The organism is Nostoc sp. (genome assembly GCF_036919595.1).
GTDB lineage: Bacteria > Cyanobacteriota > Cyanobacteriia > Cyanobacteriales > Nostocaceae > Nostoc.
In genome coordinates, this window is the sequence record NZ_JBALCO010000186.1 from 13,951 (window position 1) to 37,415 (window position 23,465).

The 23,465-nt window shown below is 40.5% G+C and carries 21 protein-coding genes and 1 pseudogene; 13 read left to right on the plus strand and 9 right to left on the minus strand.

Annotation, left to right across the window (positions count from 1 at the left end; genetic code table 11):
- Positions 1-120 precede the first annotated feature (120 nt).
- Positions 121-822 (minus strand): rhomboid family intramembrane serine protease, encoded by a 702-nt coding sequence (locus tag V7K21_RS28835; RefSeq protein ID WP_335179268.1) that lies wholly within the window; start codon positions 820-822, stop codon positions 121-123.
- A 174-nt stretch (positions 823-996) separates the two neighbouring features.
- Between V7K21_RS28835 and V7K21_RS28840 the strand changes: the two genes are divergently transcribed.
- The 3 genes from V7K21_RS28840 to V7K21_RS28850 all read left to right on the plus strand — a co-directional run bounded on the left by V7K21_RS28840 (position 997) and on the right by V7K21_RS28850 (position 7,357).
- Entirely contained in the window at positions 997-3,126 is a 2,130-nt protein-coding gene (locus tag V7K21_RS28840) for a tetratricopeptide repeat protein (protein WP_335179271.1), read from the plus strand.
- Between the two features lie 503 nt (positions 3,127-3,629).
- A complete protein-coding gene (locus tag V7K21_RS28845; protein WP_335179273.1) occupies positions 3,630-6,065 on the plus strand; it encodes a hybrid sensor histidine kinase/response regulator in 2,436 nt (811 codons plus the stop codon).
- Positions 6,062-7,357, plus strand: coding sequence for a hybrid sensor histidine kinase/response regulator (locus V7K21_RS28850; RefSeq protein WP_335179275.1), 1,296 nt, complete (start codon positions 6,062-6,064; stop codon positions 7,355-7,357). Before V7K21_RS28845 ends, V7K21_RS28850 begins: the two co-directional genes overlap by 4 nt.
- A gap of 212 nt (positions 7,358-7,569) precedes the next feature.
- On the opposite strand, the gene V7K21_RS28855 is transcribed toward V7K21_RS28850, so the two are convergent.
- Both V7K21_RS28855 and V7K21_RS28860 read right to left on the minus strand, forming a co-directional pair.
- A complete protein-coding gene (locus V7K21_RS28855; RefSeq protein WP_335179277.1) occupies positions 7,570-9,336 on the minus strand; it encodes a serine/threonine-protein kinase in 1,767 nt (588 codons plus the stop codon).
- Between the two features lie 525 nt (positions 9,337-9,861).
- Positions 9,862-10,275, minus strand: a complete 414-nt coding sequence (locus V7K21_RS28860) for a hypothetical protein (protein ID WP_335179279.1) — start codon at positions 10,273-10,275, stop codon at positions 9,862-9,864.
- Between the two features lie 92 nt (positions 10,276-10,367).
- Here V7K21_RS28860 and V7K21_RS28865 point away from each other — a divergent pair, with 92 nt between their 5' ends.
- A complete protein-coding gene (locus V7K21_RS28865; RefSeq protein ID WP_335179281.1) occupies positions 10,368-10,523 on the plus strand; it encodes a hypothetical protein in 156 nt (51 codons plus the stop codon).
- A 78-nt stretch (positions 10,524-10,601) separates the two neighbouring features.
- Here the strand turns inward: V7K21_RS28865 and V7K21_RS28870 are convergent, their stop codons facing one another.
- Positions 10,602-10,802, minus strand: a complete 201-nt coding sequence (locus tag V7K21_RS28870; RefSeq protein WP_335179284.1) for a hypothetical protein — start codon at positions 10,800-10,802, stop codon at positions 10,602-10,604.
- A gap of 138 nt (positions 10,803-10,940) precedes the next feature.
- Here V7K21_RS28870 and V7K21_RS28875 point away from each other — a divergent pair, with 138 nt between their 5' ends.
- From V7K21_RS28875 to V7K21_RS30915, 3 genes and pseudogenes are all read left to right on the plus strand, one after another.
- Complete coding sequence (locus V7K21_RS28875; protein WP_335179286.1) at positions 10,941-11,072, plus strand: hypothetical protein; 132 nt, start codon at positions 10,941-10,943, stop codon at positions 11,070-11,072.
- A 61-nt stretch (positions 11,073-11,133) separates the two neighbouring features.
- Positions 11,134-11,400 (plus strand): annotated as a pseudogene (locus V7K21_RS28880) (ribbon-helix-helix domain-containing protein).
- Between the two features lie 103 nt (positions 11,401-11,503).
- Complete coding sequence (locus V7K21_RS30915; protein ID WP_442948934.1) at positions 11,504-11,728, plus strand: SDR family NAD(P)-dependent oxidoreductase; 225 nt, start codon at positions 11,504-11,506, stop codon at positions 11,726-11,728.
- 104 nt (positions 11,729-11,832) lie between these two features.
- Here V7K21_RS30915 and V7K21_RS28890 read toward each other — a convergent pair whose 3' ends face one another.
- Entirely contained in the window at positions 11,833-13,386 is a 1,554-nt protein-coding gene (locus V7K21_RS28890) for a YcjF family protein (RefSeq protein ID WP_335179288.1), read from the minus strand.
- Between the two features lie 153 nt (positions 13,387-13,539).
- On the opposite strand from V7K21_RS28890, the gene V7K21_RS28895 reads away from it, so the two are divergent.
- The 3 genes from V7K21_RS28895 (at position 13,540) to V7K21_RS28905 (ending at position 15,575) form a co-directional block, all read left to right on the plus strand.
- Positions 13,540-13,887 carry a hypothetical protein gene (locus tag V7K21_RS28895; RefSeq protein ID WP_335179291.1) on the plus strand — a complete coding sequence of 116 codons (348 nt, stop codon included), beginning with the start codon at positions 13,540-13,542 and terminating at the stop codon, positions 13,885-13,887.
- 467 nt (positions 13,888-14,354) lie between these two features.
- The gene (locus V7K21_RS28900; protein WP_298907110.1) at positions 14,355-14,879 is read left to right on the plus strand and encodes a DUF937 domain-containing protein; all 525 of its coding nucleotides are present in this window, start codon (positions 14,355-14,357) and stop codon (positions 14,877-14,879) included.
- Positions 14,880-14,990: 111 nt separating this feature from the next.
- Positions 14,991-15,575 carry a pyridoxamine 5'-phosphate oxidase family protein gene (locus V7K21_RS28905; protein WP_335179296.1) on the plus strand — a complete coding sequence of 195 codons (585 nt, stop codon included), beginning with the start codon at positions 14,991-14,993 and terminating at the stop codon, positions 15,573-15,575.
- Positions 15,576-15,636: 61 nt separating this feature from the next.
- Here V7K21_RS28905 and V7K21_RS28910 read toward each other — a convergent pair whose 3' ends face one another.
- The 4 genes from V7K21_RS28910 to V7K21_RS28925 all read right to left on the minus strand — a co-directional run bounded on the left by V7K21_RS28910 (position 15,637) and on the right by V7K21_RS28925 (position 17,089).
- Positions 15,637-15,813, minus strand: coding sequence for a hypothetical protein (locus V7K21_RS28910; protein WP_335179299.1), 177 nt, complete (start codon positions 15,811-15,813; stop codon positions 15,637-15,639).
- A 139-nt stretch (positions 15,814-15,952) separates the two neighbouring features.
- Positions 15,953-16,369: an alternative ribosome rescue aminoacyl-tRNA hydrolase ArfB gene (arfB, locus tag V7K21_RS28915; protein WP_335179302.1), complete on the minus strand. Its 417-nt coding sequence runs from the start codon at positions 16,367-16,369 to the stop codon at positions 15,953-15,955.
- A 47-nt stretch (positions 16,370-16,416) separates the two neighbouring features.
- The gene (locus tag V7K21_RS28920; RefSeq protein WP_273767590.1) at positions 16,417-16,671 is read right to left on the minus strand and encodes an RNA-binding S4 domain-containing protein; all 255 of its coding nucleotides are present in this window, start codon (positions 16,669-16,671) and stop codon (positions 16,417-16,419) included.
- A gap of 220 nt (positions 16,672-16,891) precedes the next feature.
- The gene (locus V7K21_RS28925) at positions 16,892-17,089 is read right to left on the minus strand and encodes a hypothetical protein (RefSeq protein WP_335179304.1); all 198 of its coding nucleotides are present in this window, start codon (positions 17,087-17,089) and stop codon (positions 16,892-16,894) included.
- Between the two features lie 391 nt (positions 17,090-17,480).
- On the opposite strand from V7K21_RS28925, the gene dpdE reads away from it, so the two are divergent.
- The 3 genes from dpdE (at position 17,481) to V7K21_RS28940 (ending at position 23,127) form a co-directional block, all read left to right on the plus strand.
- Complete coding sequence (gene dpdE, locus V7K21_RS28930) at positions 17,481-20,789, plus strand: protein DpdE (protein ID WP_335179306.1); 3,309 nt, start codon at positions 17,481-17,483, stop codon at positions 20,787-20,789.
- A gap of 183 nt (positions 20,790-20,972) precedes the next feature.
- Positions 20,973-22,067: a DUF4350 domain-containing protein gene (locus tag V7K21_RS28935; RefSeq protein WP_335179308.1), complete on the plus strand. Its 1,095-nt coding sequence runs from the start codon at positions 20,973-20,975 to the stop codon at positions 22,065-22,067.
- A gap of 109 nt (positions 22,068-22,176) precedes the next feature.
- Positions 22,177-23,127 carry an AAA family ATPase gene (locus tag V7K21_RS28940; protein WP_335179310.1) on the plus strand — a complete coding sequence of 317 codons (951 nt, stop codon included), beginning with the start codon at positions 22,177-22,179 and terminating at the stop codon, positions 23,125-23,127.
- Positions 23,128-23,465 lie beyond the last annotated feature (338 nt).

The window sequence follows — 23,465 nt, forward strand, 5'->3', positions numbered from 1 at the left end:
TCGCTTAAAAATACATCCATCAAAAGGTACATAGAAATTTTAGCCAAAAGACATTCTCTGATATTCAGAGCGATGTCTAAGAGCAAGACGCTTTGCATCCAACAGTGATTTATTAGTCAGTCATCTTTTTAATCGCATGAAAGCTGCACCAATCAATAATCCTACAACCTGCCCCCAGAAGACAACACCCGATTGATTTACACCAACAGGGGGAATGTTTAAACTGCCTATCCCGTAAAATAATTGTTGCACAAACCACCAAAATATATAGAAAAAGGCTGGGAGTTCGATGGGGATATACAAGATTATTAGCGGCAAAATTGTGTCAATTTGAGCTTTAGGAAATTTCAGAACATATGCTCCTAAAACAGCTGCGATCGCGCCATTTGCCCCAATCAATGGTACTGTCAAATTCGGTTCAGCCAGAATTTGGACTATCCCTGTAATCACTCCAGCAGCCAGATAAAATCCTAGATAGCGTTTATGTCCCAGAATATTTTCTACAGTCTTCCCAAAAACCCACAAAAATAACAGATTTCCCAATATTTGACTAAAACTGCCATGTAGAAATATTCCTAAAAGTAGTGAGAATGTTCGCCAAATTACAATTATCCAAGCAGCAGAGTTGTTGAAAAAGAGTGCATTTGTAATTGCGCTACTAGTTTGGGCTGGAATCACCCCCCAACTATTGACAAAATACCCCAATTCATCACTTAATTCTAGTTTAATTTCCCATAAAAATATGGCAATATTAATGCCAATCAGCCAGTAATTAATAATCGGTTTACTCCGACAACGAATATTATCACTAATAGGAATCATACTAATTTGTAATGACGCTCAAAAACTCGCTAACGTAATTCGTAATTAAGAAACACCAAACAAGTCATGATCCAAGCGGTTCCCTATCTGCTCCCTACTCCCCACTCCCTCACTTCTGCTTAACTTGTGGCAAGATTGAAATCAGATCGCATCGCACTTAATTAGGCAAACGAGATGCTAGGAAACACACTTGTTGGAAGATACCAAATTATTAGTAACTTGGGAGGAGGGGGTTTTGGTGAAACATTTGTGGCTTATGATACTCAATTACCCGGATCACCTGAATGTGTTGTCAAGAAACTTAAGCTTCAGGCAACTGATCCAGTAACTTTGGAGACAGCTAGGCGTTTATTTGATACAGAAGCACAAGTTCTATATAAATTAGGAACTCACGATCGCATTCCCCAACTTTTAGCTTACTTTGAAGAAAATGCCGAATTCTATCTCGTACAGGAATTGATCGAAGGCCATGACTTGAGTCAAGAATTAATACCAGGTAAAACCCTAACTCAAGACCAAGTAATTTCACTTTTGCAAGAAATTTTGACAATCCTAGAATTTGTCCATCAACAGAATGTAATTCACCGTGATGTTAATCCCGGAAATATCCTCAGACGCCACCAGGATGGCAAATTAATCTTAATTGATTTTGGTGCAGTTAAACAGATTACTACCCAGGTGATTACTCCTGAAGGCTCAATTAGAGGTACCGTTGCTATAGGTACGCCTGGATATATTCCTAGTGAACAAGCTCATGGTACACCAAAATTAAGCAGTGATATTTATGCTGCGGGAATAATTGCTATTCAAGCTTTGACTGGATTATTACCAGAGGAAATAGTAAAAGATGCTGATAATAATGAAATCATTTGGCACAATCAAGCCACAGTAACACCAGAATTTGCTCAATTCTTAGATAAAATGGTGTGCTACGACTTTCGGCAACGCTATCCTTCGGCAACAGTGGCATTACAAGCGTTGAAAGAGTTAACCCAACCACCTGCTCAGACAATAGCGTTAACTCCTATTTCTGCACCAAATAATATAACCAAAACCCAGCCGAAAAAAGGAATATTAGTTAAAATTTTACTAGCAATATTTTTTATTGGGGTCAGTGGAGTAGCATCAATATTTATTTTTAATTACATTAATTCAAATAACGCCATAGAATTATCTAAGCAAGGAAATACATTTTTTGATTTGCAACGCTATCAAGACGCATTAGAAGTATATGAAAAAGCCATTAATATTAGACCAGATTATGCTCAAGGATGGAATGGTCAAGGCAAAACGCTGTATAAATTAAAAAAATATAAAGAAGCATTAGCTGTATATGATAAAGCAATTCAAATTCAGCCAGATTATTTTGAAGCTTGGAGCGGACGAGGCTTTGTATTGGTAAGTTTACAGCGAGATAAAGAAGCGATCGCCTCTTTTGACAAAGCTTTACAATTAAATGATAAAAACTCAGAAGTCTGGAATGCTAAGGGTGAAGCTTTAAGTAATTTAAACCAATATGATCAAGCAATTAAATCTTATGAAAAAGCGATTGAATTCAAGCCAGATAATTATGAAGCTTGGTATAAAAAAGGATTAGCCTTACAGAATTCTCAACAATATGAGCAAGCGATCGCAGCCTATGAAAAAGTCGTTGATTTCAAACCAGACTACGAGCAAGCTTGGTATAATTGGGGAAACGCGCTAGTCAAGTTGCAACGCTACAGAGATGCGTTCACAGCTTATGATAAAGCAGTGCAATACCAGCCAAATTATTATCAAGCTTGGTTGGCGAGAAGTAATATCCTCATGAATTTACAACGTTATCCAGAAGCAATTGAATCTTTTAATCAAGTAATTAAATACAATCCTAGTAACTATCAAGCATGGTATAATCTGGGCTGGTCGCTGCATCAAACCCAACGCTATGAAGAAGCAATAAAATCTTATAATAAAGCAGCAACACTTAAGAGAAACGATTATCAACTATGGTATAACCTGGGGAATTCGCAATACAATTTGCAAAAATACGCAGATGCGATCGCATCTTATAATAAGGCAGTTCGTTATAAACCAGACAATTTTGAAAGCTGGTATAGCAGAGGTAATGCGCTATTAAATTTGAAACGGTATCAAGATGCGATCGCATCTTACAATCAAGCAATAAAATACAAGCCTAATTACCAACAAGCAATAGACGCCCGCAATCAAGCCCAGATTCAACTGCAAGGCGAGAAACCAAAGCCTATAATTGTGCCAATTATCCCAGTCCCTAATCCTACTAATCCACCGCAGAGGACACCTTAGTAGACTGTGGCGTCAGTTTGCCTATTTTTAACAAGGGGATTTTACCCCATGTTTCGAGAAGTGCTATATAAAAGCGGCAGCGTGCAAATGTTGTAAAGTATGAGCTTGCTGAGACTGCAAAATTACAAAAACAGACCTTTGATACTTATGATATTTACTTTTCCTGCTGATTTTGTTTCTAATTTAGCCTGACTGTTTAAATATTAGGCGATCGCGATTTTATATCTAAGGCTTGCCTGATTGCACATATTCCATTGATTGGTTTGTTAGTGTGCGATCGCTTAGTATGCAAAACTTATGTATTAAGAATACTTCTTAGAAGCAAGAATTAGAATTCTAGTTGATTTTCAAGAATATTTTTAAATAAAAAATTCTAATCCACAGCATTACTATAAATTTCTTGACTATTTTACCAAAAGCTGTGAGCGTCGGTAATTTCTTGGGCAATCTAAAGATAACCTAGAATTTTCTCTTACCGAACTATGTGATTAAGGAGCTAACCCTTGATACAACAAAACTCCAGCCTATCATTATCTGACAAAGGAAATCATCCCTCCCGAAATTTCCTGATTCGATTTATTCTTGGCGGCACTACCCTTGTAGTCAGTATTTCTGCTTATTTCAGCTATCAAGCTGCTAGAAATTTGATGCTCAAAGATTTGAGACAGAGCGCTTTTGTAGAGGTACAGAGAGGGGTTACTAAAATTGATCAGTGGTTATACGTTCGCCAAGTGGAGGTAGAAACCCTAGCTAATACTTCAACTGTCCGCTCCTTAAATTGGTCTGTGGCAAACACCTATTTAAAGGCAGAAGTTAAACGGATCAATGAATTTTTCCTTTTCCAAATAGCTAATCCAGATGGTTCATATTCCAATACACAAGTTGGTCGATCAAATAAAAATATTCAGGATCGAGACTACTTTAAAAAAGCAATTGCGGGAAAGAGGAACATTTCTGACCCCTTCATTAGCCGTTCTACAGGAATTCCTTTAATTGCGATCTCCACCCCGATCTGGTCAAATTCTGCTAGCAGTAATTCACCGATCGGGGCGTTCCAGGGCAATGTGAGAGTCGATCACATTGCCGAGGTTGTCAACTCCCTGCACTATGATACGAACAGCTATGCTTTTGCCCTCAATTCCCAAGGACAAGCAATCGTCCATCCTAACTCGGCGTTAATGTCAACCGTAGAAAAACCTGCACCCAGCCTGCTGAAAATGCGCGATCGCAATTTAAATGCGATCGCCCAACGGATGGTAAACAAACAACACGGAATTGAGTTGATGGAAATTGACGGCACTAAAAAGTATGTAGCTTATCTGCCGTTGCAAGCCGCTAATTGGTCTGTGGCTTTAGTGATTCCCCGCCAAAATATCGAATCTCGATTGCAATTCCTCGATTTGATTGCCTTAATTGTCGGTGGACTGACAGTCACCATGATTACTGTCTTGTGGCAGGTACAAGCATTTGAACAAGCTGAACTGAAAAAGTCTAAAGCTGCATCTGATACAGCCAACCATGCTAAAAGCGAATTTTTAGCTAACATGAGTCATGAACTGCGAACGCCCTTGAATGGCATTCTTGGTTGTGCCCAAATTTTACTGCGTTCTCCAGCTTTACCTAATCAAGAGCAATATCACGTCAATATTATTGAACAATGCGGCTCTCATCTGCTGACTTTAATTAATGACATTTTGGATCTCTCCAAAATTGAAGCGAAAAAGCTAGAACTGTATCCCCATGATGTGCATTTTCCATCTTTTCTCCAAGGAATTGTCGAAATATGCCACATTCGGACAAAAGAAAAGGGCATTTTGTTTGTCTATGAACCCGCGATCAATTTGCCTACAGGGGTTCATGTTGATGTCAAAAGATTACGTCAGGTGCTATTGAATCTGTTGGGAAATGCCATCAAATTTACAGATGAAGGTCAGGTTACTTTCAATATTGAAGTAATCGATCAACCTCCTAATGATGGGCAGACAGTGAAACATCGCCTTCGCTGTACTGTAGAAGATACGGGAATTGGTATAACTCCCACTGAATTGAGCAAAATTTTCTTGCCATTTGAACAAGTAGGTGAGAAAAAGCGCCAAGCTGAAGGCACAGGGCTGGGTTTAGCTATCACTCAGCAGTTAGTACAGATGATGGGTAGCGATATCCATGTTAAGAGTCAGATCGGTCAGGGGAGTAGCTTCTGGTTTGAATTGGAGATTCCCGAAGCGACTGACTGGGTACAATCTGCGATCGCTTCATCAGAGAAACAAATCATTGGCTTTGAGGGTAGCCCCTACACGATTCTGATGGTTGACGATCGCTGGGAGAATCGCACAGTGATTACAAACTTACTGCAACCACTGGGTTTTAATGTAGTTGAAGCCAGCAACGGTAAAGATGGTTTAGAAAAAGCGATCGCCCTCAAGCCAGACTTAATCATCACAGATTTGCTGATGCCAGAAATGGATGGGTTTGAATTAATTAAACACCTGCGTCACACTCCAGAAATTCAGGATGTCTTAATTATCGTCTCTTCCGCTAGTGTTTTTGAAGCCGACCAACATCGAAGCCTGCAAGCTGGAGGTAACGACTTCCTCAGCAAACCTATACAGGTAAATGAATTATTGCATCAATTAGAACGCCACTTAAATTTGGTATGGATTTACAAGCAATCTCAGCCTGATGAAGAAAAAGCCAAAGAAGCGACGACAGCAAATAGCCAATCTGCTCAATTAACCCCTCCTTCCCCCAAAGTGTTGCAGGAACTAGTCACCTTAGCCAGTAAAGGTAACTTCAATGCCATTCTCAAGTTGACTGATCAACTTGAGGAAACAGACACAATCTTCGCGCCATTTGCTAACGAACTACGACAACTAGCAAGGCAATTTGATGAAGATTTAATCCTCAGTTTCTTGAGTCAATATGCGGTGGAAACAGTATGAAAACGACTATTGGAGACCAAAATAATTCTATCAATTACGCTCCTTCCAGGGGAGTTATTTTAGTCGTTGACGATAACCCTACCAATTTACAAGTTTTATCCAGCTTTCTGGATCAGTCTAGCTTTGAAGTTTGGGCAGCACGCAGCGGTGAAAAAGCCCTTCAGCGATTAGAAAATGATGATTTACCTGATTTAATCTTGCTGGATGTGATGATGCCGGGTATAGATGGTTTTGAAACCTGTAAACAGCTAAAAAGCAATCCTCGTGTCCAAGATATTCCGATCATTTTTATGACAGCCCTGTCAGAAACTGCTGATAAAGTTAAAGGTTTGCAATTGGGAGCTGTAGACTACATTACCAAACCTTTTCAGCATGAAGAAGTCTTGGTGCGGATCGAAAATCACCTAAAGTTGAGAAATTTGGCGAAAACCTTAATTGCTAAAAACGTCGAATTACAACAGACTCAAACTCAACTGATTCAAGCAGAAAAGGTAGCAGCTTTAGGCCAACTGACAGCAGGAATTGCTCATGAAGTTAATAATCCTATCAATTTTATAGCTGGCAACTTAAAATTTGTTGAACAGTATGTACATGAGATAGTTAATTTACTGTATCTCTATCAAAAATATCTGCCCGAACCCCCAAATGAAATTCAAAATGCAATTCAAAAAAGCGATCTCAACTTTTTGTTAAATGATTTATCTAAAATTATTCAATCCATGCAAGTTGGTACAAATCGCGTTACAGAAATTGTGTCATATTTGAACAACTTCTCGCGACACAGAGAAGATGGCAAGAAACTAGCTAACTTGCATGAAGGGTTAGAAAGTACATTACTCATTCTCGGACATCGGTTTAAACAAAATGCTAACCACCCAGCTATCCAACTAATCAAAGAATATGGAGATTTGCCACTTATTGAGTGTTTTGCTGGCGAAATTAATCAGGTTTTTATGAATTTAATTTGTAATGCAATCGATGCCATTGAAGAAATATATAAAAATAAATACCTGGGTACAAATTATCAATATTATGGTATAATTAAAATTAAAACTGAGGCAATTGGAGAGCAAGTTATTTTAAGAGTTGCTGACAATGGCTCAGGTATAAATAAAGCAGACCAAACAAAAATATTCGATGCCTTTTACACAACCAAACCCGTCGGAAAAGGAACAGGGCTTGGTCTCTCTATTGCTTACCAAATTGTGGTTAATAATCATCACGGCAAGCTCACATACCATTCCCAAGCAGATGAAGGTATAGAGTTTATCCTTGAACTACCCATCCGATAAATTAGAATTTGCAAACTAAATAAAAGAAAACATCACTTTTTTATGTACTAGAACACCAATTCAGTAATCCTAAAAGAACCTCTCCCCCAACCCTGGTAGAGAATGGGGCTGGGGTTTTCTCTCGAAAAGAAGTCTCTGACTGGGAATGCCTAATGGGAGGCTTTGCCTCAAGACTATATGTAACAAGTCCATTCATCTAAAAATTGCTCTAACTACCGAATATTCACCTCTTGCAGGTAATTTACTCCCTGAAGATATTCAATCTTAGTAGCTGAGTTTTTAGAGACAAATGAATTTGTTCTTTTTGCAAAAGCTACCTTTTGATAGTCAGCCAGCAGGCGTTGCTTTTGAGTATACTCATTCAGTTTTACTTGAGCTTGAGCATAAACTAGAGTATCGTTGGGAATATTTTGGAGAAATTTCAGAGCCAGATCAAAATCACCAATAGATGCTTTTTTGTAAGCGTTCTGCAAAAAGTAAGCTGCTCTGATCTGCCGCTTTTTATTGTACTCAGCCAGCTTTTCTTGAACTAAAGCACCTGCACGACTTTCTTGAGGAATTTGACGCAGATATTGTAATGCAGTAGAAAAATCTTTTATCTGGGCACTTTCGTAAGCTTTAACTAATAAATCTTGCGTTTGTACTTCAATGTTGATGGATGCTTGCTGAACTAGTTTATCTGTTTTAGATTGCCAATATAAAATATTTGGAATTTTAGCACCAGCATGAAGAACATCTGACCATCTGCTCTCATGAAAAGCTGTTTGAGCTATTTGGTATTGCTGTGCAGCTATTTGCCATTGTTGTTGCCATTCTTCAACTGTGGCTTGGGCTTCTGGATAAACATTGCTGTGGGAAGGAATTGATTTAACAAGTGCGATCGCCTCTTGCAAATCTCCTGCTTGGTATTCTTTTGTAGCTTGAGATAGAGTTTCTGTTTCTGAGTATGCAGGTGCATTATTAATTAAGGAATATACACCAAATCCCATCACCAAAGAATTAGCCGCCAGTCCGACTTTCATTCCTGTTAATAACGGGGATAATTTCTCAGATGTAAGATTTCGAGATTTATCATCTTCAATCGCCGCCTCTAGAGGAAATTGATTATCTACTTCTAATATTTCTGGTGGCTTATCCCATGTTATTTGTTTGAGTACCCGCAGTACATCACTCACAGACTGGAAGCGATTTTGAGAATCGTAGCGGATCATTTGACTGAGAACAGCGGCTAGATAATCGTTAACTGGCGTGTTTTCAGAACGCCAAACAATTTCATTAGTATAAGGATCAGCCTTTAATTGTAGTGGTTCTAGCCCTGTTAAAGCCTGGATGGCAATCATACCCAAAGCATAAATATCACTGTTGGGCTGTGTTTGACCAATAAATTGCTCTGGTGGTATGTATCCCAATGAGGTGACGGGAATCCGATAAATGGGCAACTCTGCACCTATACCAAAATCAACAGACTGGATTGAGCCAAAGTCAATCAGAACTAACTTGCAATCGCTATTACGTCTAATCAAGTTTTCCGGTTTGATGTCACAATGGATCACGCCTTGAGAGTGAACAAATTGCAGAACACCTAAGACATCTATCAGGAATTCTACAACTTCCCTTTCACTCCAGAGACAACCCCACTGTTGCTCGATGGGCAATTCCGCAGTCAGTGCATGTCCTTCAATCCACTCTTGCACTAAATAAAATCGCTCGTTTTCTTCAAAGCAGGTGATGAATTCAGGAATTTGGTGATGCCTTCCCAGAAGCTTGAGGGTTTGGGTTTCAGTTAGAAACAGTAACCTCAGCATCTCCAAGTAGCCAGATTCGGAACTGCTAACTTTAATCTGTTTAACAACGCATTTGGGATTCTGTGGATAATCTATGTCTACAGCTATGTATGTTTGTCCAAACACCCCTGCACTTAGGCTTTGGACAATTTGGTAACGCCCTTGTAGTAATTTACCGATTATGTGGCTGGTCATGACCTGGTTACTCAGTAAGTCCTTTTATTTAGTTCTTCTGACATTCCCACCTGTTTCCGGAATACTTTAGAAATAAATAACCAAAGTTTTAATACTTTAAATGCGAGTTGATTTTTTAAGTATTTTTGCTTATAAAGAGTGTATTTTACTTTACCATTATTTACTAATTTTATTAATTTGTAATATGACGATATATGTTTATATGATTAATAAAAAATTTCGGCGTTGCATAAATGCGGGATGAATTAGTGAAATACAGGTATTTCTCTATACTTCAAATAATGAAGTAATAATCTATATGCAACGTCAGATTTTTCTTTGACCAGAGTGATGAAAAAGCGTTATATAAAGTTCGGGTGATTACTTATAATAAAATCTATCAATGTAGGTTGGGTTGTAGCAAGATCCCCGTAGGGGTACGCTAGTGAAACCCAACAAATACTTCTTGTTAATGTTAGGTTTCGTTCCTCAACCCAACCTACAGATATTATAAGTGTTTAACCGAACCTGATATTATTTACACTATTAATTGCTTGGTAAAGTTGCTTGGACTTGCTCAAGAAACTTAAGTGCTTGTTCTTTGGATTGCATGATGATTTCAGACAGCATATCTTCCCGACCAAGAGCTTCATAAAACTTGACTAAATCTTGAAATGTCGCATAGAACGCACAATATGCTTGCGTCCGAAATTCCATTGGTAACTTATTAGCCCCCATTATATCTGATGCACTGCTTTGGGCTTTGAGCAAGTAAGTTTCCGCTTCGATTAACTGTCCCACCGCCAAATGACAATTAGCAAGATTCTGACATGAAAGGACATAGATATGAATTGCCTCGGAATTACTTAAGTGGGAAGTTGCTTCCTGCAATACCTCTTCTGCAACAGTCAATGCTTTTTGATAGCAGGCGATCGCATCGTAGTATAACTTCACTTGCATCTTACTGTTTCCTTCCTGGATGTGGTTTTTCCAAACCGGATGGACTGCGTTCAGGTTTATTGGAGTGCTGTACATGATAAGTAAGGATAAGAATGAGTAGGGGAAAGCCTAAAAATCTTGATTCTCTCAAGAACCGCGATCCTCAATATTTCTTTAAGGGCATTAATACTTACGATTTACAGCAATTGCAAATTTATATCAATAAAAAACTGCAAGATCCACAACTGCGCCGCCTTACTGACTCTTAAGAGCCTCTCACGGGCGCGTTTTTTGCTTTCGCAACATATCAAACAAACACCTTCTTCCCCCTTATGCCCTTGTGTATCTTAGGAGTCAATAGCTTGATCATAGACAGAAACACGATAAGCGCAGCGGCGATCGCCACTTAAAATATGTTCGACTCGTTCAATGCTAACTGTAGAACCGAGTAACCTTGTGAAGACTTGTAATTCTGAATTATCGGCGATCGCTCCAGAGTTAGTTTCCCACATAACCAAGAGCGATCGCACTTTAAGGAAAGAAAGCATTGATAGGAGTACAGAATATTTGGGCCAAGTCCGGCACAAAAAAATTAATTTTACGTGTTTTTACGGTTAAATTCTTATCAGTACATATATACCATTGTAAACACCGATTTTTAGGAAATAAAAAATACGTAGCTGTAAATGGAAATCAAAGATTTAGCTGGCATTAGTGAACCACTGAAGAGACTTATTGAAGTAATGGCTGAAGGGTTTGGTGCAGTTTCACGCCCATACCTGATCAAGAAAAATGCTGAGGCAATAATCCGCAACTGAGTTTTACAGGCTACAGAAAATGTGGCTAGGTAACACTCTTAATTAATTAGAGGTAAAAACTATGAACATCCAACTTCAAGCGGAATACGAGCAATTTATACAAACCCGAATTGCTACAGGTAGATATGAAAATGCTGAAGATGTCATTGTGAAAGCATTGAAACTGCTGGAATAATGGGAAAAGGGTTATCAGGAATGGGAAGAAGAAACTAAGAAAAAACTAGCGGCTGGGCTGGCTTCTATCGAACGTGGAGACGTAGTAGGTGGTGAAGTGGTGATGGCACGACTGGAGGATAAATTACGCAAGGCCCGTGAGACTCAAGGATAATGGAATATTTTATTGCCAAGGAAGCAAGCCAAGATCTAGATGAGATTTTGGATTATTTTTTAGTTCGCAATGTCAACGCAGGGTCAAACATGCGGGAACGCCATTGGCTCATATTACCGAGGAAGAATTTGATCGCCAGATGAATATCAACCTGAAAGGTGTTTTTCTTGGCATGAAGTATCAAATTCCCCTGATCCTCAAAAGCGGCGGTGGTACCATTGTCAACACATCTTCTGGTGCAGGGGACTTGAGCCGCGTAACAAAGGTTATGTTCCTGACTTGGTTGCATCTTGGTGTTAATCTTCAGTCTGCCTTGGGCTTTTCTTAGTGCCATTGGCCTGTAACCCTTATTCACTCGTTAAGCCTGTAAACGGTTACAAATCAACTGTAATTTACCAAAAATAAATATTGCCCTCCTCTTCTCAGAATATCCTAACCCTCAGCTTCCGTATCTTCCTCAACCACCTCAGATTTTTCTGTTAACGGCTTCACTACCCGCGCGATCGCTTCTTGAATAAAAGCTTTAATAAATTCATCTCTGCGATTAATCTGAAACTGTCGCTGGACAACTTCCGTCATTCCACCATCACCCCAATCTTGATCATGACGAAAATATTCAATAAAACTTTTACCAGCAATTCGCGTTAAATAAGCTGCTGTCACGCCTTGAATCGCTCTACCAATAATAAAGGTGGCAACATTGAGCTGTAAAGCTGTAGATAATAATTGAATTGCTCCCTTGACAATGCCCAAACTGGCGATGGTTTTCGCTAAAGAAAGGGCTAACTCTCGTCCCCGTTCCATATTCAATTCACAGCCGTAGACTCTGCCAATTTCCACAACCATTTGAGCATTAACAGCAGCTGTCGCCAGCAAATCTACCACTGGTATCGGCGTGACTGATACTACACCAGCACCAATCCACTGAAAACGTTCCACGATTTTGTCAGCTTGACGGCGACGCTGGCCATCGATGAGTTTTCGCGCCTCGTCTCCCAATCGCAGAGATTGCAAAAGAATGTTATCTGCTACCAAATCTTCACCCTCGGCGCGTAAAACAGCAGCCGTGCGCCGCAATAAGGGGACAATATCCGGTTCCGGCTGGAAGGTTTCGCCAGTTTCTAGTTGTGCAGGTTGGGGATTAGCAGCGATCGCCACTACATCATTAGTTGCAATAAATCCCAGTACCCGTTGACGCAACCTAGCGAGGATAGCTTCTTTATCTTCATCTGTATAGAGATCAGTTTTGTTAAGTACCAGAAGCGATCGCTTACCAATCTCTGCCAACCCCCGCAGCGGCTCATATTCTGAGCGCCGTAAGTCATTATCTACCACAAATAACAATAAATCTGCTTCTGTTGCCAGTTCTCGCGCCATTTGTTCCCGTTCCGTTCCCGCCACCCCTGCTTCTAAAATCCCTGGTGTATCTGTAATTAAAATCTTGCGTTCTAATCCCTTCAACCGTAGACAATAGGTTTCTCCAACCTGGGTTGTACCCATCGGTGCATCCACTTGACCAACCATGCGTCCCATAATCGCATTAACTAGAGAAGTTTTGCCAGCACTCCCCGTACCAAATACCACTACTTGAATTTCACCCCGTGCTAAGTTCGCTTCAATTTCTCGCGATCGACTTAATAAAGCCTGGCGTGCTACTTCATCTTGAATTTGCCCTACCTGTTGTCGCACAGCTTGGAGAGTTGTAGAAGCAGCGTCAGATTTAGCAGCAGGAATTTGTGCCGCAGTCACTCGCTTCGGGTTGCGGCGCGATCGCTTTTCCCCAGACTGAATCACCAATACATAATAAACAAAAGCAGCAACCAACGCTCCTATAAGGACAATCAGCAGCAACAGCAGCAAATTGCCTAGCAACGGCGAATAGGACAATTGCCAATAGAGGCGCGATAGGGAATCAATTAGCCATAGGGCTAGCCCCAAAATGACGATCAGACCAACAATCAGCGTTATTATGCGTGACAGAGGCATGGTTGGGAAAGATTAGTGGGTATTCAGTAGGCAGATGCTTCTAATCTTAATAGTTTCAGTATTTTTTACCAGAGTAGTAAGAAGCAGCTTTTGATTAACCAGCAACGCTGACTCCATTTTTTGCGTTTATGAGAGCCAAGTATACAAGTGAGAGTGAAACTTGAAGTTCTGAGGGTGAAGCTTGAGGTTCTGAGGGTGAAGCTTGAGGTTCTGAGGGTGAAGCTTGAAGTTCTGAGGGTGAAACTTGAGCCTTTGAGGGTGAAGCTTGAGCCTTTGAGGGTGAAGCTTGAGCCTTTGAGGGTGAAGCTTGAAGTTCTGAGGGTGGAACTTGAGCCTTTGAGGGTGAAGCTTGAGGTTCTGAGGGTGAAGCTTGAGGTTCTGAGGGTGAAGCTTGAGGTTCTGAGGGTGGAACTTGAGCCTTTGAGGGTGAAGCTTGAGGTTCTGAGGGTGAAGCTTGGGGTTCTGAGGGTGGAACTTGAGCCTTTAGTCGATCATAATTAGACCTCTTGCATAAGTCGAATAGACCCCCCTTAATCCCCCCTTATAAAGGGGGGAAACTTGAAATCTTGCTCCCTCCCCTTGTAAAGGGGAGGGTTGGGGAGGGGTGATTCAAGGATTTTTGCAAGAGGTCTAAGTAAGGGTTTTCAAGGCTGCCTACATATCTTCAATCAACGTAGCAATAATGATTTAGCATAGTTGATGATAGTTTAGAGACAATAAATAAAATTTTAAAATTTTGAACTTCAACAAGATTTATTATGGTGTAAAATACCCAGAAGCTATATCAAGCAAATGTTAGGATTTATAAAGATAAAATTTTATATCTTAATCTTTAGGCAATTTAATTTTTGACAGGTATATTATGTTTTGGCGTGTTCTAATCTTTTAGTAGACTTACGATGCGCCTACACAAAAGACTTCAAGCCAGTTTTGACAAACTTTTTGAGAACAAAAGGAAAAACAAACTTATGGGACTTTTCGATCAAATTCTTGGTGCCGTCGCTAATCCTAATCAACAAGGCAGCTTAGGTCAACTGGGAGGTATTATTAACACTGTACAACAGTTGAGCGATCGCACTGGTACAGACCCGTCTACCATCCAATCAGTTTTGTCTATTGTGGGTGGTCAAGTACGTTCTGCTTTACAAGATAAGCAAGCCACAGATGGTAATGAAGCCACACAAACTCTAGTGAATCAATATGCTGGTACTTCACCTAACCCGGAAGCCGTCGATTCACTGTTTTCTTCTCAAATACAGCAGCAGGTAGCTGAAGTTGCTGCCCAGCGCACTGGATTGGATGCTGGTATAGTTCAACAATTGCTACCTTTAGCAGTACCTTTGGTGCTAAAGTTTTTGCAATCAGGTGCCAATGCCACCAATCCCCAAGCTGGCGGCAATCCTGTACTAAATTCTTTCTTGGATGCTGACGGTGATGGTGATGTGGATATCGCTGATGCCATCCAAATGGCTAGTCGGTATATGAGACAATAACACTTTGTAACTCCCCACTTGCTTAGACATCGGCAATTAGGGCTTGCTAGATGTTTAGCTAAGACATAGCCTGAGAATATAGGAAATTTGCAAATATAAATCAGACAGTCTATGTCCAAGTTTTTTGACTGTATTACTGACGAACTGCAAGACTTTATAGCTGCTCAACACCTTTTCTTTGTTGGGTCTGCACCTTTGAGTCCTACGGGTCATGTTAACCTCTCTCCTAAAGGTTTAGGCTGCTTTTGCATCCTCTCTCCCAACCGAGTAGGTTACGTAGACCTTACAGGCAGTGGTAACGAAACATCAGCCCATTTGCAAGAAAATGGGCGGATAACCTTCATGTTTTGCGCCTTTGAGGAACCTGCATGTATCCTGCGTCTTTACGGTCAAGGAAAGACGATTTTACCAAGTTCTCCAGACTGGAACTCCCTCTATTCTCTGTTTTTGCCGATGCCTGGAGCTCGTCAAATTATCGTCGCTGATATTGAACAAGTACAGACTTCCTGTGGTTTTGGCGTACCACTCTATGAATATCGAGGTGAGCGCCAGACTTTAGTAAACTGGGCCAGTAAAAAAGGCGAAGAGGGAGTTCGAGAATTTCAACAGAAGAGAAATCTTGTCAGCATTGATGGTTTACCGACACCACTGAGTGAAATTACCCCAAATTTGGCAAAGGCGGACTTTGGGGCATAAGTTATGGATTATTCAATTCGTCCACTCACATAGGAAGATGAGCCTTTTCTCTGGCAAATTGTTAAGACCCTTTTGGATTGGTGTCACCACCAATTATTGCTTGGAACAAGTTTCCTAATAAAGAGAAAAGCGCCGAAACAAACACTACTAGCATTAAACTAGCAAGGGCAGCAAAGGGAGAGATGATGAATAAGAGTAAGAGCGCAAGCATCAAAATTGTTAGTAATGTCTTATTCATCTTTTTTCACCTTTAATAGTTGCTATTCTTAAGCTAACCAACTAAGTCATGAACTTGACCACAGTCAATAGAAGGAATTAGTCTTAGTTCTCTGGTTAGATTTTGCGACCAAATGGAGTGGCAAAATTTAATTTATAAATCAAGAATCTGTCACCTGCCCTCTGTTAGATTTAACCTGTCCGCGCTTAGTTTTATAGTCAAGGCGCTTTCTTTGAGAACTGCGAGTTGGTTTCGTGGGTTTGCGTTTTATCGTCACTACAACTGCGTTTTGAATAAGTTCTTGAAGTCGTCTCAACGCTGACTCCCGATTGTTCTCTTGGCTTCGGTGTTCCTGCGCTTTGATTACGACAACTCCTTCCTGGGTGATGCGTCGATCATTCAGCTTTAAAAGCTGTTGTTTATAATAATCCGGTAATGATGAAGCTGCAATATCGAAGCGCAAGTGAATCGCAGTGGAAACCTTATTCACATTTTGGCCTCCCGCTCCTTGCGAACGAATCGCACTAATTTCAATCTCACTCTGTGGGATAATAACTTTGTTGGAAATTTGCAGCATTACTCACAAGACAAATGAGGAACTTGTAAATTTGAAATAAAAATCCTTTACTCGGTTTGTTCGGCAAAATCTATTACTACGTCTTGGTCTTCATTGTTGTTCAAATTCACCTCTAAAGTCTGTCCTTGTATTGTAACTTTATCACCCGGTACTAGTCGCCGTCCTCGTCGGGTTTCCAGCATACCGTTTACTTGGACATCGCCACCTTGAATCATCAGCTTGGCTTGCCCTCCAGTTGGCACTATACCCATCAACTTTAAAAATTGATTTAACTTAATTGTGTTGTCTCTGATTTTCTTCATAGTAAATAAAACTACATCACCTTAATTGTATCGTGGCGTTATCAAGCCAAAGTGTGAATCTGTTGCAGCACATAATCAGCTAAGTACAGCATTTCATTAATTCTAGAACTTACGCACTAAGAATATAAAAACAAAGTTTGAGATTGCTTCTCTACGAGACGCTACGCGAACGCAATGACGTATTTTAGTCACGCTGCGTAAGTTCTAAATTCGTAGTTAATTAAATTCGACAATACCCTGCAATGCCAATGCGTCCTTTGACAATGCCAATGTATCCCCTGACAATGCCAATGCATCCTCTGACAATGCCAATGCATCCTCTGACAATGCCAATGTATCCCCTGACAATGCCAATGCGTCCTCTGACAATGCCAATGTATCCCCTGACAATGCCAATGCGTCCTCTGACAATAGACATAGGAGTGAAAACGAATGTAGAGACGTTACATGTAACGTCTCTACGCCGCAAGTTAAAGAGGCGGAGCCTCAATCAGGGGCATTTCCAGTCGTAGACTGAGAACGAGATGAACAAGGTAATGTCTCAAAGCATTTTTGCTTAGTAACTTTCACGTTAAGTTGACACCAATGAATATTGCTGTGCCCATAGCGCGTCTTCTATTTACCTAAAAATTGCTGATTTTACTAATTGGCTGTGGTGGGGCGTAGGGATAGCCCGTCGTAGACATCGCTATGACGACAAAAACAGTAATACCAGTTTATTATCTATAATGTTGATCGACAAAACTGTCAGATATAGGTTAAAAAACTAGTCTGGAAGGTTCTTTTAGTGTGTTCAGGGGACTGGATCTATGATTAAGCTCGGTTTATTAGTACAGTCCCAGAATAACTCTTTGGGTATAGGAAAAGTTACGGAAATATCTGATGCTAATGCGAACGTTGAGTATTTCTGCTCCATAGGGCAACGTCTCCAAAAAACTTTACCTTTAAATTCGCTCTCTGAAGTCAGGCTTGAACCCCAGGCTCGATGCTATATCAAGTCCCAAACCCAGGATAAATGGATAGTTGGCAGAATTTTCATCTGGGATGAAGACACAGAAATGTATCAAATTGATTTACCAGATAAGAAAACTGCGATCGCATCTGTTGAAGACATTTACGTTCGTTGCAATTTACCCAACACAGACCCCATCGAAACTCTGGCGATGAAGGGTCACGAAACGCCTTACTTCCACGACAAAAGATTGGCTTTCGTGAAATCCTTGATTCAGCAACGCGCTGTCAGTCGCGGGATGACGGGACTGATTTCGGCAAATATTAATCTTTATCCTCACCAAGTTGAAGTAGTCAGGCGGGTACTGGAAGACCCAATTCAACGCTACTTGCTAGCAGACGAGGTGGGACTCGGAAAAACCATCGAAGCGGGTGCAATTCTGCGTCAATTCCTCCTCGATGAGCCGAAAAAAGGTGCGGTGGTATTAGTTCCGCAATATTTACTCAAACAATGGCGGACTGAGTTAGAAAACAAGTTTTACATCTCCCATTTTGGCAAACGGGTAGCGTTGCTAGCGGTTGAAGATATCCATAAAATCAACCTGAAAGCGAGGATAGGCTGCTTAATTTTAGATGAAGCCCATCATATCGCAGCAATGGCAACCTCTAAGGATGCAACAGTGCGCCAGCGTTTTGAGACTTGCAAAGAACTTGCTCATAAAAGCGATCGCTTACTTTTATTATCTGCCACTCCTGTTCTTAACCATGAGCAGGATTTTCTGGCTATGTTACACTTGCTCGACCCAACAACCTATAAACTTGGCGATTTAGCAGGTTTTCGTGCCAAAGTTGAAAGTCGTCAGCAAATTGGTAAACTTCTGCTTTCTTTTAATGAAGGTGCAGAGCCTGTTGTTCTCAAAAGCAACTTGCAGCAACTGCGAAATCTCTTTGCTGAGGACAAGTATTTATTGAAGCTGGCGGATGATTTAGAAAATTTACAAGCAAATTCTCCTGAGCAAGACCAAATAGTTCAAGCGATTCGCACTCACGTCAGCGATACCTATCGACTACATCGGCGAATGCTTCGCAACCGTCGCGCTGCGGTGGAAGATGTGATATTTGACCGCAATTTTACGCCGAAAGAAGAGTATGATTTAGACGAGCGATCGCTTGATATCCACGAACTGCTCAATCAATGGCGTAGTGTTGCTCCTGGTGAAAAGCAATATCAGCGAATTTTCCTGTTGTTATTTCTAGCTTCTGGTACTTGGTTAGGCATTTTAGAGCAGGTAATTACCGCGCGTTTAACTGGTAAACCTGATTCTAAACTCATCCAGGAGTTTAAAGAAGATGATATTCGCCTATTAACTACAACCCCCAAATTCTCAGGGGAAGAAGAGATTCTGCAATCCTTCCTAAAAATTATTCGTCAACCTCAAGAGGACGGAGAACGGACGGAAAATTTGAAAACAGTGCTGCTGAATCAACTAGGTACGTACTTCAAAATTCCCGCAAATGTTCGGAAAAATCAAAAAGAATTCATCACGAGGATACAACAGAGAATCAAGAGACCAATTACTGGCGATATTCTGCCCAAATTTATTGTATTTACCAGTTTTGTGCAAACTTGCGGTGAAATTGTCCGGTATTTGTCTGATACCTTTGGTGCAGAGACAATAGCTAAACATCAATTTGGAGAATCACCAGACAAAGTTGAGGAAGACTTAAATAAGTTCAAGAATAACCTAAACTGCTTTATTTTAGTATGCGATCGCTCTGGAGAAGAAGGACGTAACCTCCAGTTTGCCGATTGGTTAATTCATTTTGACCTTCCTTGGTCGCCTAATCAATTAGAGCAAAGAATTGGCAGACTTGACCGGATTGGCAGCAAAATTGGAGTCCAATCTTGTGCCTTGATTGGCCCCTATTTGCCAGATAGCCCTCACAATGCTTGGTATCAAGTATTGAAAGATGGGTTTGGTATTTTCCAACAGTCAATTGCCAGCTTACAGTTTTATGTGGATGAGAAAATTGCAGAATTAGAAACAGTTTTGTTTGAATCAAGTGCTGCTGGATTGTTAGAAATGATTTCGCCAATTAAAAAACAAATTGAAGCTGAAATAGCAAAAATTAGCGAACAGAATGCTATAAATGAAATTGACGCTAACGATGAAATTGCTACCCAGTATTTTCAAGATTTAGATAATTACGATGCTTGCCATCTAGAAATTAAACGAGCAATTGAAGGCTGGATTTGTGATGCGTTGGGATTCAGGGCACTCAATAACCCAGATTCATCAGAGATCCGACGCTATCAACCGACAACGCGGACATTGGTTCCCATAAATGAGTTAAAAAACCGTTTTGCTGATAGTTATATAGACCAATTTGGTACTTATAATCGCAGGGTAGCAAATCAGAATTCTGGTATTAAACTCTTTCGGATTGGGGAAGGATTTGTCGAAGCACTCTTAAACTATATAAACTGGGATGACCGAGGTGAAGCCTTTGCAATGTGGCGCACTGATGCATCTTGGGATGCAAAAGAAGGGAAGGAGTGGTTTGGTTTCCAATGCAATTATGTAGTTGAGGCAAATTTAAGAATTGCCAAACAAGTTTTACTAGATAACAAACTAGATAATTCTCAATTCAAAAACTTGCAGCGACGTGTCGATGCTTTATTTCCACCGATTATAGAAACTATCTATGTTGATGGTCGTAGGGAGCCAATACGTGTTGTTGAGGATAAAGCAATCTTAGGTATCCTGCAACGTCCATATAAAGATAAAAACAATAATCAAGGACGAGATTACAATCTAGCAAAAGAGCGCTTAGGAATTATTGACGATTTTGTTGACCCTAGTAAATGGCAAAATTTTTGCTATCAAGTGCGGAACACTTCTTCGGAATTACTCTCCAATCGTCCCGATTTTATTGACTTGTGCCAAAGTTGTGCTAATGTTGCTGAAAAGAAATTAGGCAATAGAGTAGAACAACTACGCCTACGCCTGAACCAGCAAAGTTGGGATAATGCATTAGCTGAAGAATTGAAGATAGAAACTGCTTTAAATGCAGCCATCCTAGAGGGAATTCGTCAGCCCCAGATTAGACTTGATTCTGTCGGTTTCATTATTGTATCGGGGCGATCGCTTGTGCAATTTGAGTGATATTATATTATCTACGGTTAAATAGCCTTAGTAACTGTACTAACCCCACCCCATTTAAGGGGTGGGGTTTTTTAGAACTTCCAAATAAGAGTTGATAAGTAACTCAACCAAATAAAATATCAGACTTTTCTCCTAAGTATTAACACTAATGATACTAAAACGAAGTGATTATAGTGATCAAAAATGAAACGTTCAAATCGCCTTGCTTGGATAGGAGCGATCGCAGTAGCTGCGATCGTTTTACTTAGTCTGATTGCGGCTCCCAATAATACTGAACTTAACACTGGCTCTACCTATAACCGTGCCTCTAATGGCTATGGTGCTTGGTATGCTTTTATGCAACAGCAGGGAATTTCTATCAAGCGCTGGCAAAAGCCTTTTAGTGACATTCAGCCAGAGAACAGCCCAGTTACTGTTCTACAGGTAGGCGGCTATCCAAGAGAGACAATACTGGATAGTCAAAAGCGGGAATGGGTAGAAAAAGGAAATACTTTGGTAATTTTGGGTGCGGGGGCGCGGGTTACAGAAGCGGAGTTTAGCACTATGCAAAAATCTCCCCAAGGTGATATCAAAATAGATACGCGTAGACGATATCAGAAAGCTAATTCCAAGCAAGTTGATTTAGGCGATCGCTTTGGTGCTGTTGTCTGGGAAGACAATTACAAAAAGGGAAAGGTGATTTTTTCTACCACTCCTTATTTAGCCGCCAACGCCTACCAAGATTATTTAAGTAATTTTAAGTATCTAGCCAGTTTGGTTACTGAAAAAGGTAACACAATATTTGTCGATGAATATATCCACGGCTATAAAGATGCCGATGTCAAGAAGAAAGAAAGCGAAGGAGATTTATCTAGCTTTTTTGCTAAAACTCCTTTATTTCCAATATTGGTGCAAGTAGGTATCCTGCTATTAGTGCTAATTTGGGCACATAATCGCCGCTTTGGCAAGCCAGTAGCTTTAGATACACCAGTTGTAGATAACAGCGAGGCATACATCCAAGCTTTAGCCGGAGTCTTGCAGAAAGCTGATACCACCGACTTTGTTGTAGAGACGGTGGGTAAACAAGAACAATTACAACTCCAAAAAGCCTTGGGATTAGGACAAGTACTTTTAGAACGTCAAGCCTTGATCAATTTCTGGATAGAAAAAACAGGCGCAAGTGCAGCAGAACTAGATGCAGTTTTAAAGCTACAATCTCGCAAACAACCCATCACTGAACGAGAACTGTTAAGCTGGTTGGGGAAATGGCGAAGCCTGCGAGGAATTCATAATTCGTAATGACGCTCTCTACGAGACGCGCAAGGGACGCGGATTCTAACGTAATTTATAATTAATTTTTTGGAATTATGCATAATAATTCTGCATTGGTTATTTATCAATAAAAAATATGAGCGAAACTCATCCTATCTTAATTCGCCTTGGTCAAGGTCTTAATCAAGTAATTGTCGGACAATCTAGCCTAATACAACAACTTTTAGTAGCATTGTTAGCGGGTGGACACGTAATTTTGGAAGGAGTACCGGGAACTGGTAAAACCCTCCTAGTAAAAGTGTTGGCGCAGTTAATCCAAGGAGAGTTTCGCCGCATTCAACTAACACCAGATGTTTTACCTTCAGATATTACTGGTACAAATATTTTTGACTTGAATAGCCGCAATTTCACTTTGAAAAAAGGGCCAATATTTACTGAAGTGCTGCTAGCAGACGAAATCAACCGTACTCCTCCCAAGACACAAGCGGCGCTACTGGAAGCGATGGAAGAGATGCAGGTAACGCTGGATGGTGAAAGTTTGCCCTTACCGGATTTATTTTGGGTGATTGCAACTCAAAATCCCCTGGAATTTGAGGGGACTTATCCCTTACCAGAGGCGCAGTTGGACAGATTTTTATTTAAGCTGGTGGTAGATTACCCCGATCAAGCTGCCGAAAAGCAAATGTTACTCAATCGTCAGGCGGGTTTTGCAGCACGGCGTTTGGATATTAACCGTTTAAAACCAATAGCAACAGTAGCCGAGATTTTGCAAGCACGACTTGCAGTCAAAGAAGTTAAAGTATCAGAAGCGATCGTTGATTATTTGTTGGCGTTAGTCAGAACATCGCGTCAATATCCCGATTTAACTTTGGGCGCATCGCCTCGCGCCGCTGGTGCTTGGTTGCAGACATCTCAAGCCCTAGCGTGGTTAGCTGGAAGGGATTTTGTAACGCCAGATGATGTCAAAGCAGTTGCATCACCCCTGCTACGTCATCGCCTCATTTTGAAAGCAGAAGCGATGCTGGATGGTTTACAAATGGATGCGGTAATTGCGTCGGTAATTAATCAAGTACCAGTTCCAAGGTGAAAAAATTCTGGCGTTGCTGAATGCAGGGATGAATGGATTTATTTGCGATGTGGCAGTTGTTGTAATTTGGGGAAAGTTTTCGTACCAAAGACCAACGCTGTAGAAAAGCCTGGGTGTCGAGACACAAACAATTTCGTACACCTAAGTAGGTAGGCACAATTAAACTAAATCACGTAAATTTATGTAAAGCATCAGAAAAGCATTGAGTATAAGCTTTTGAGCAATTTACATTTCTTAATTTAGTTATATTTTTTAACTCCCACCTACTTACTTTCTACTCTAAACCCGCCCTGAAATGGTTTGGTAAGGAAAAATTATTTGTAAGCGGCTTACCGTAG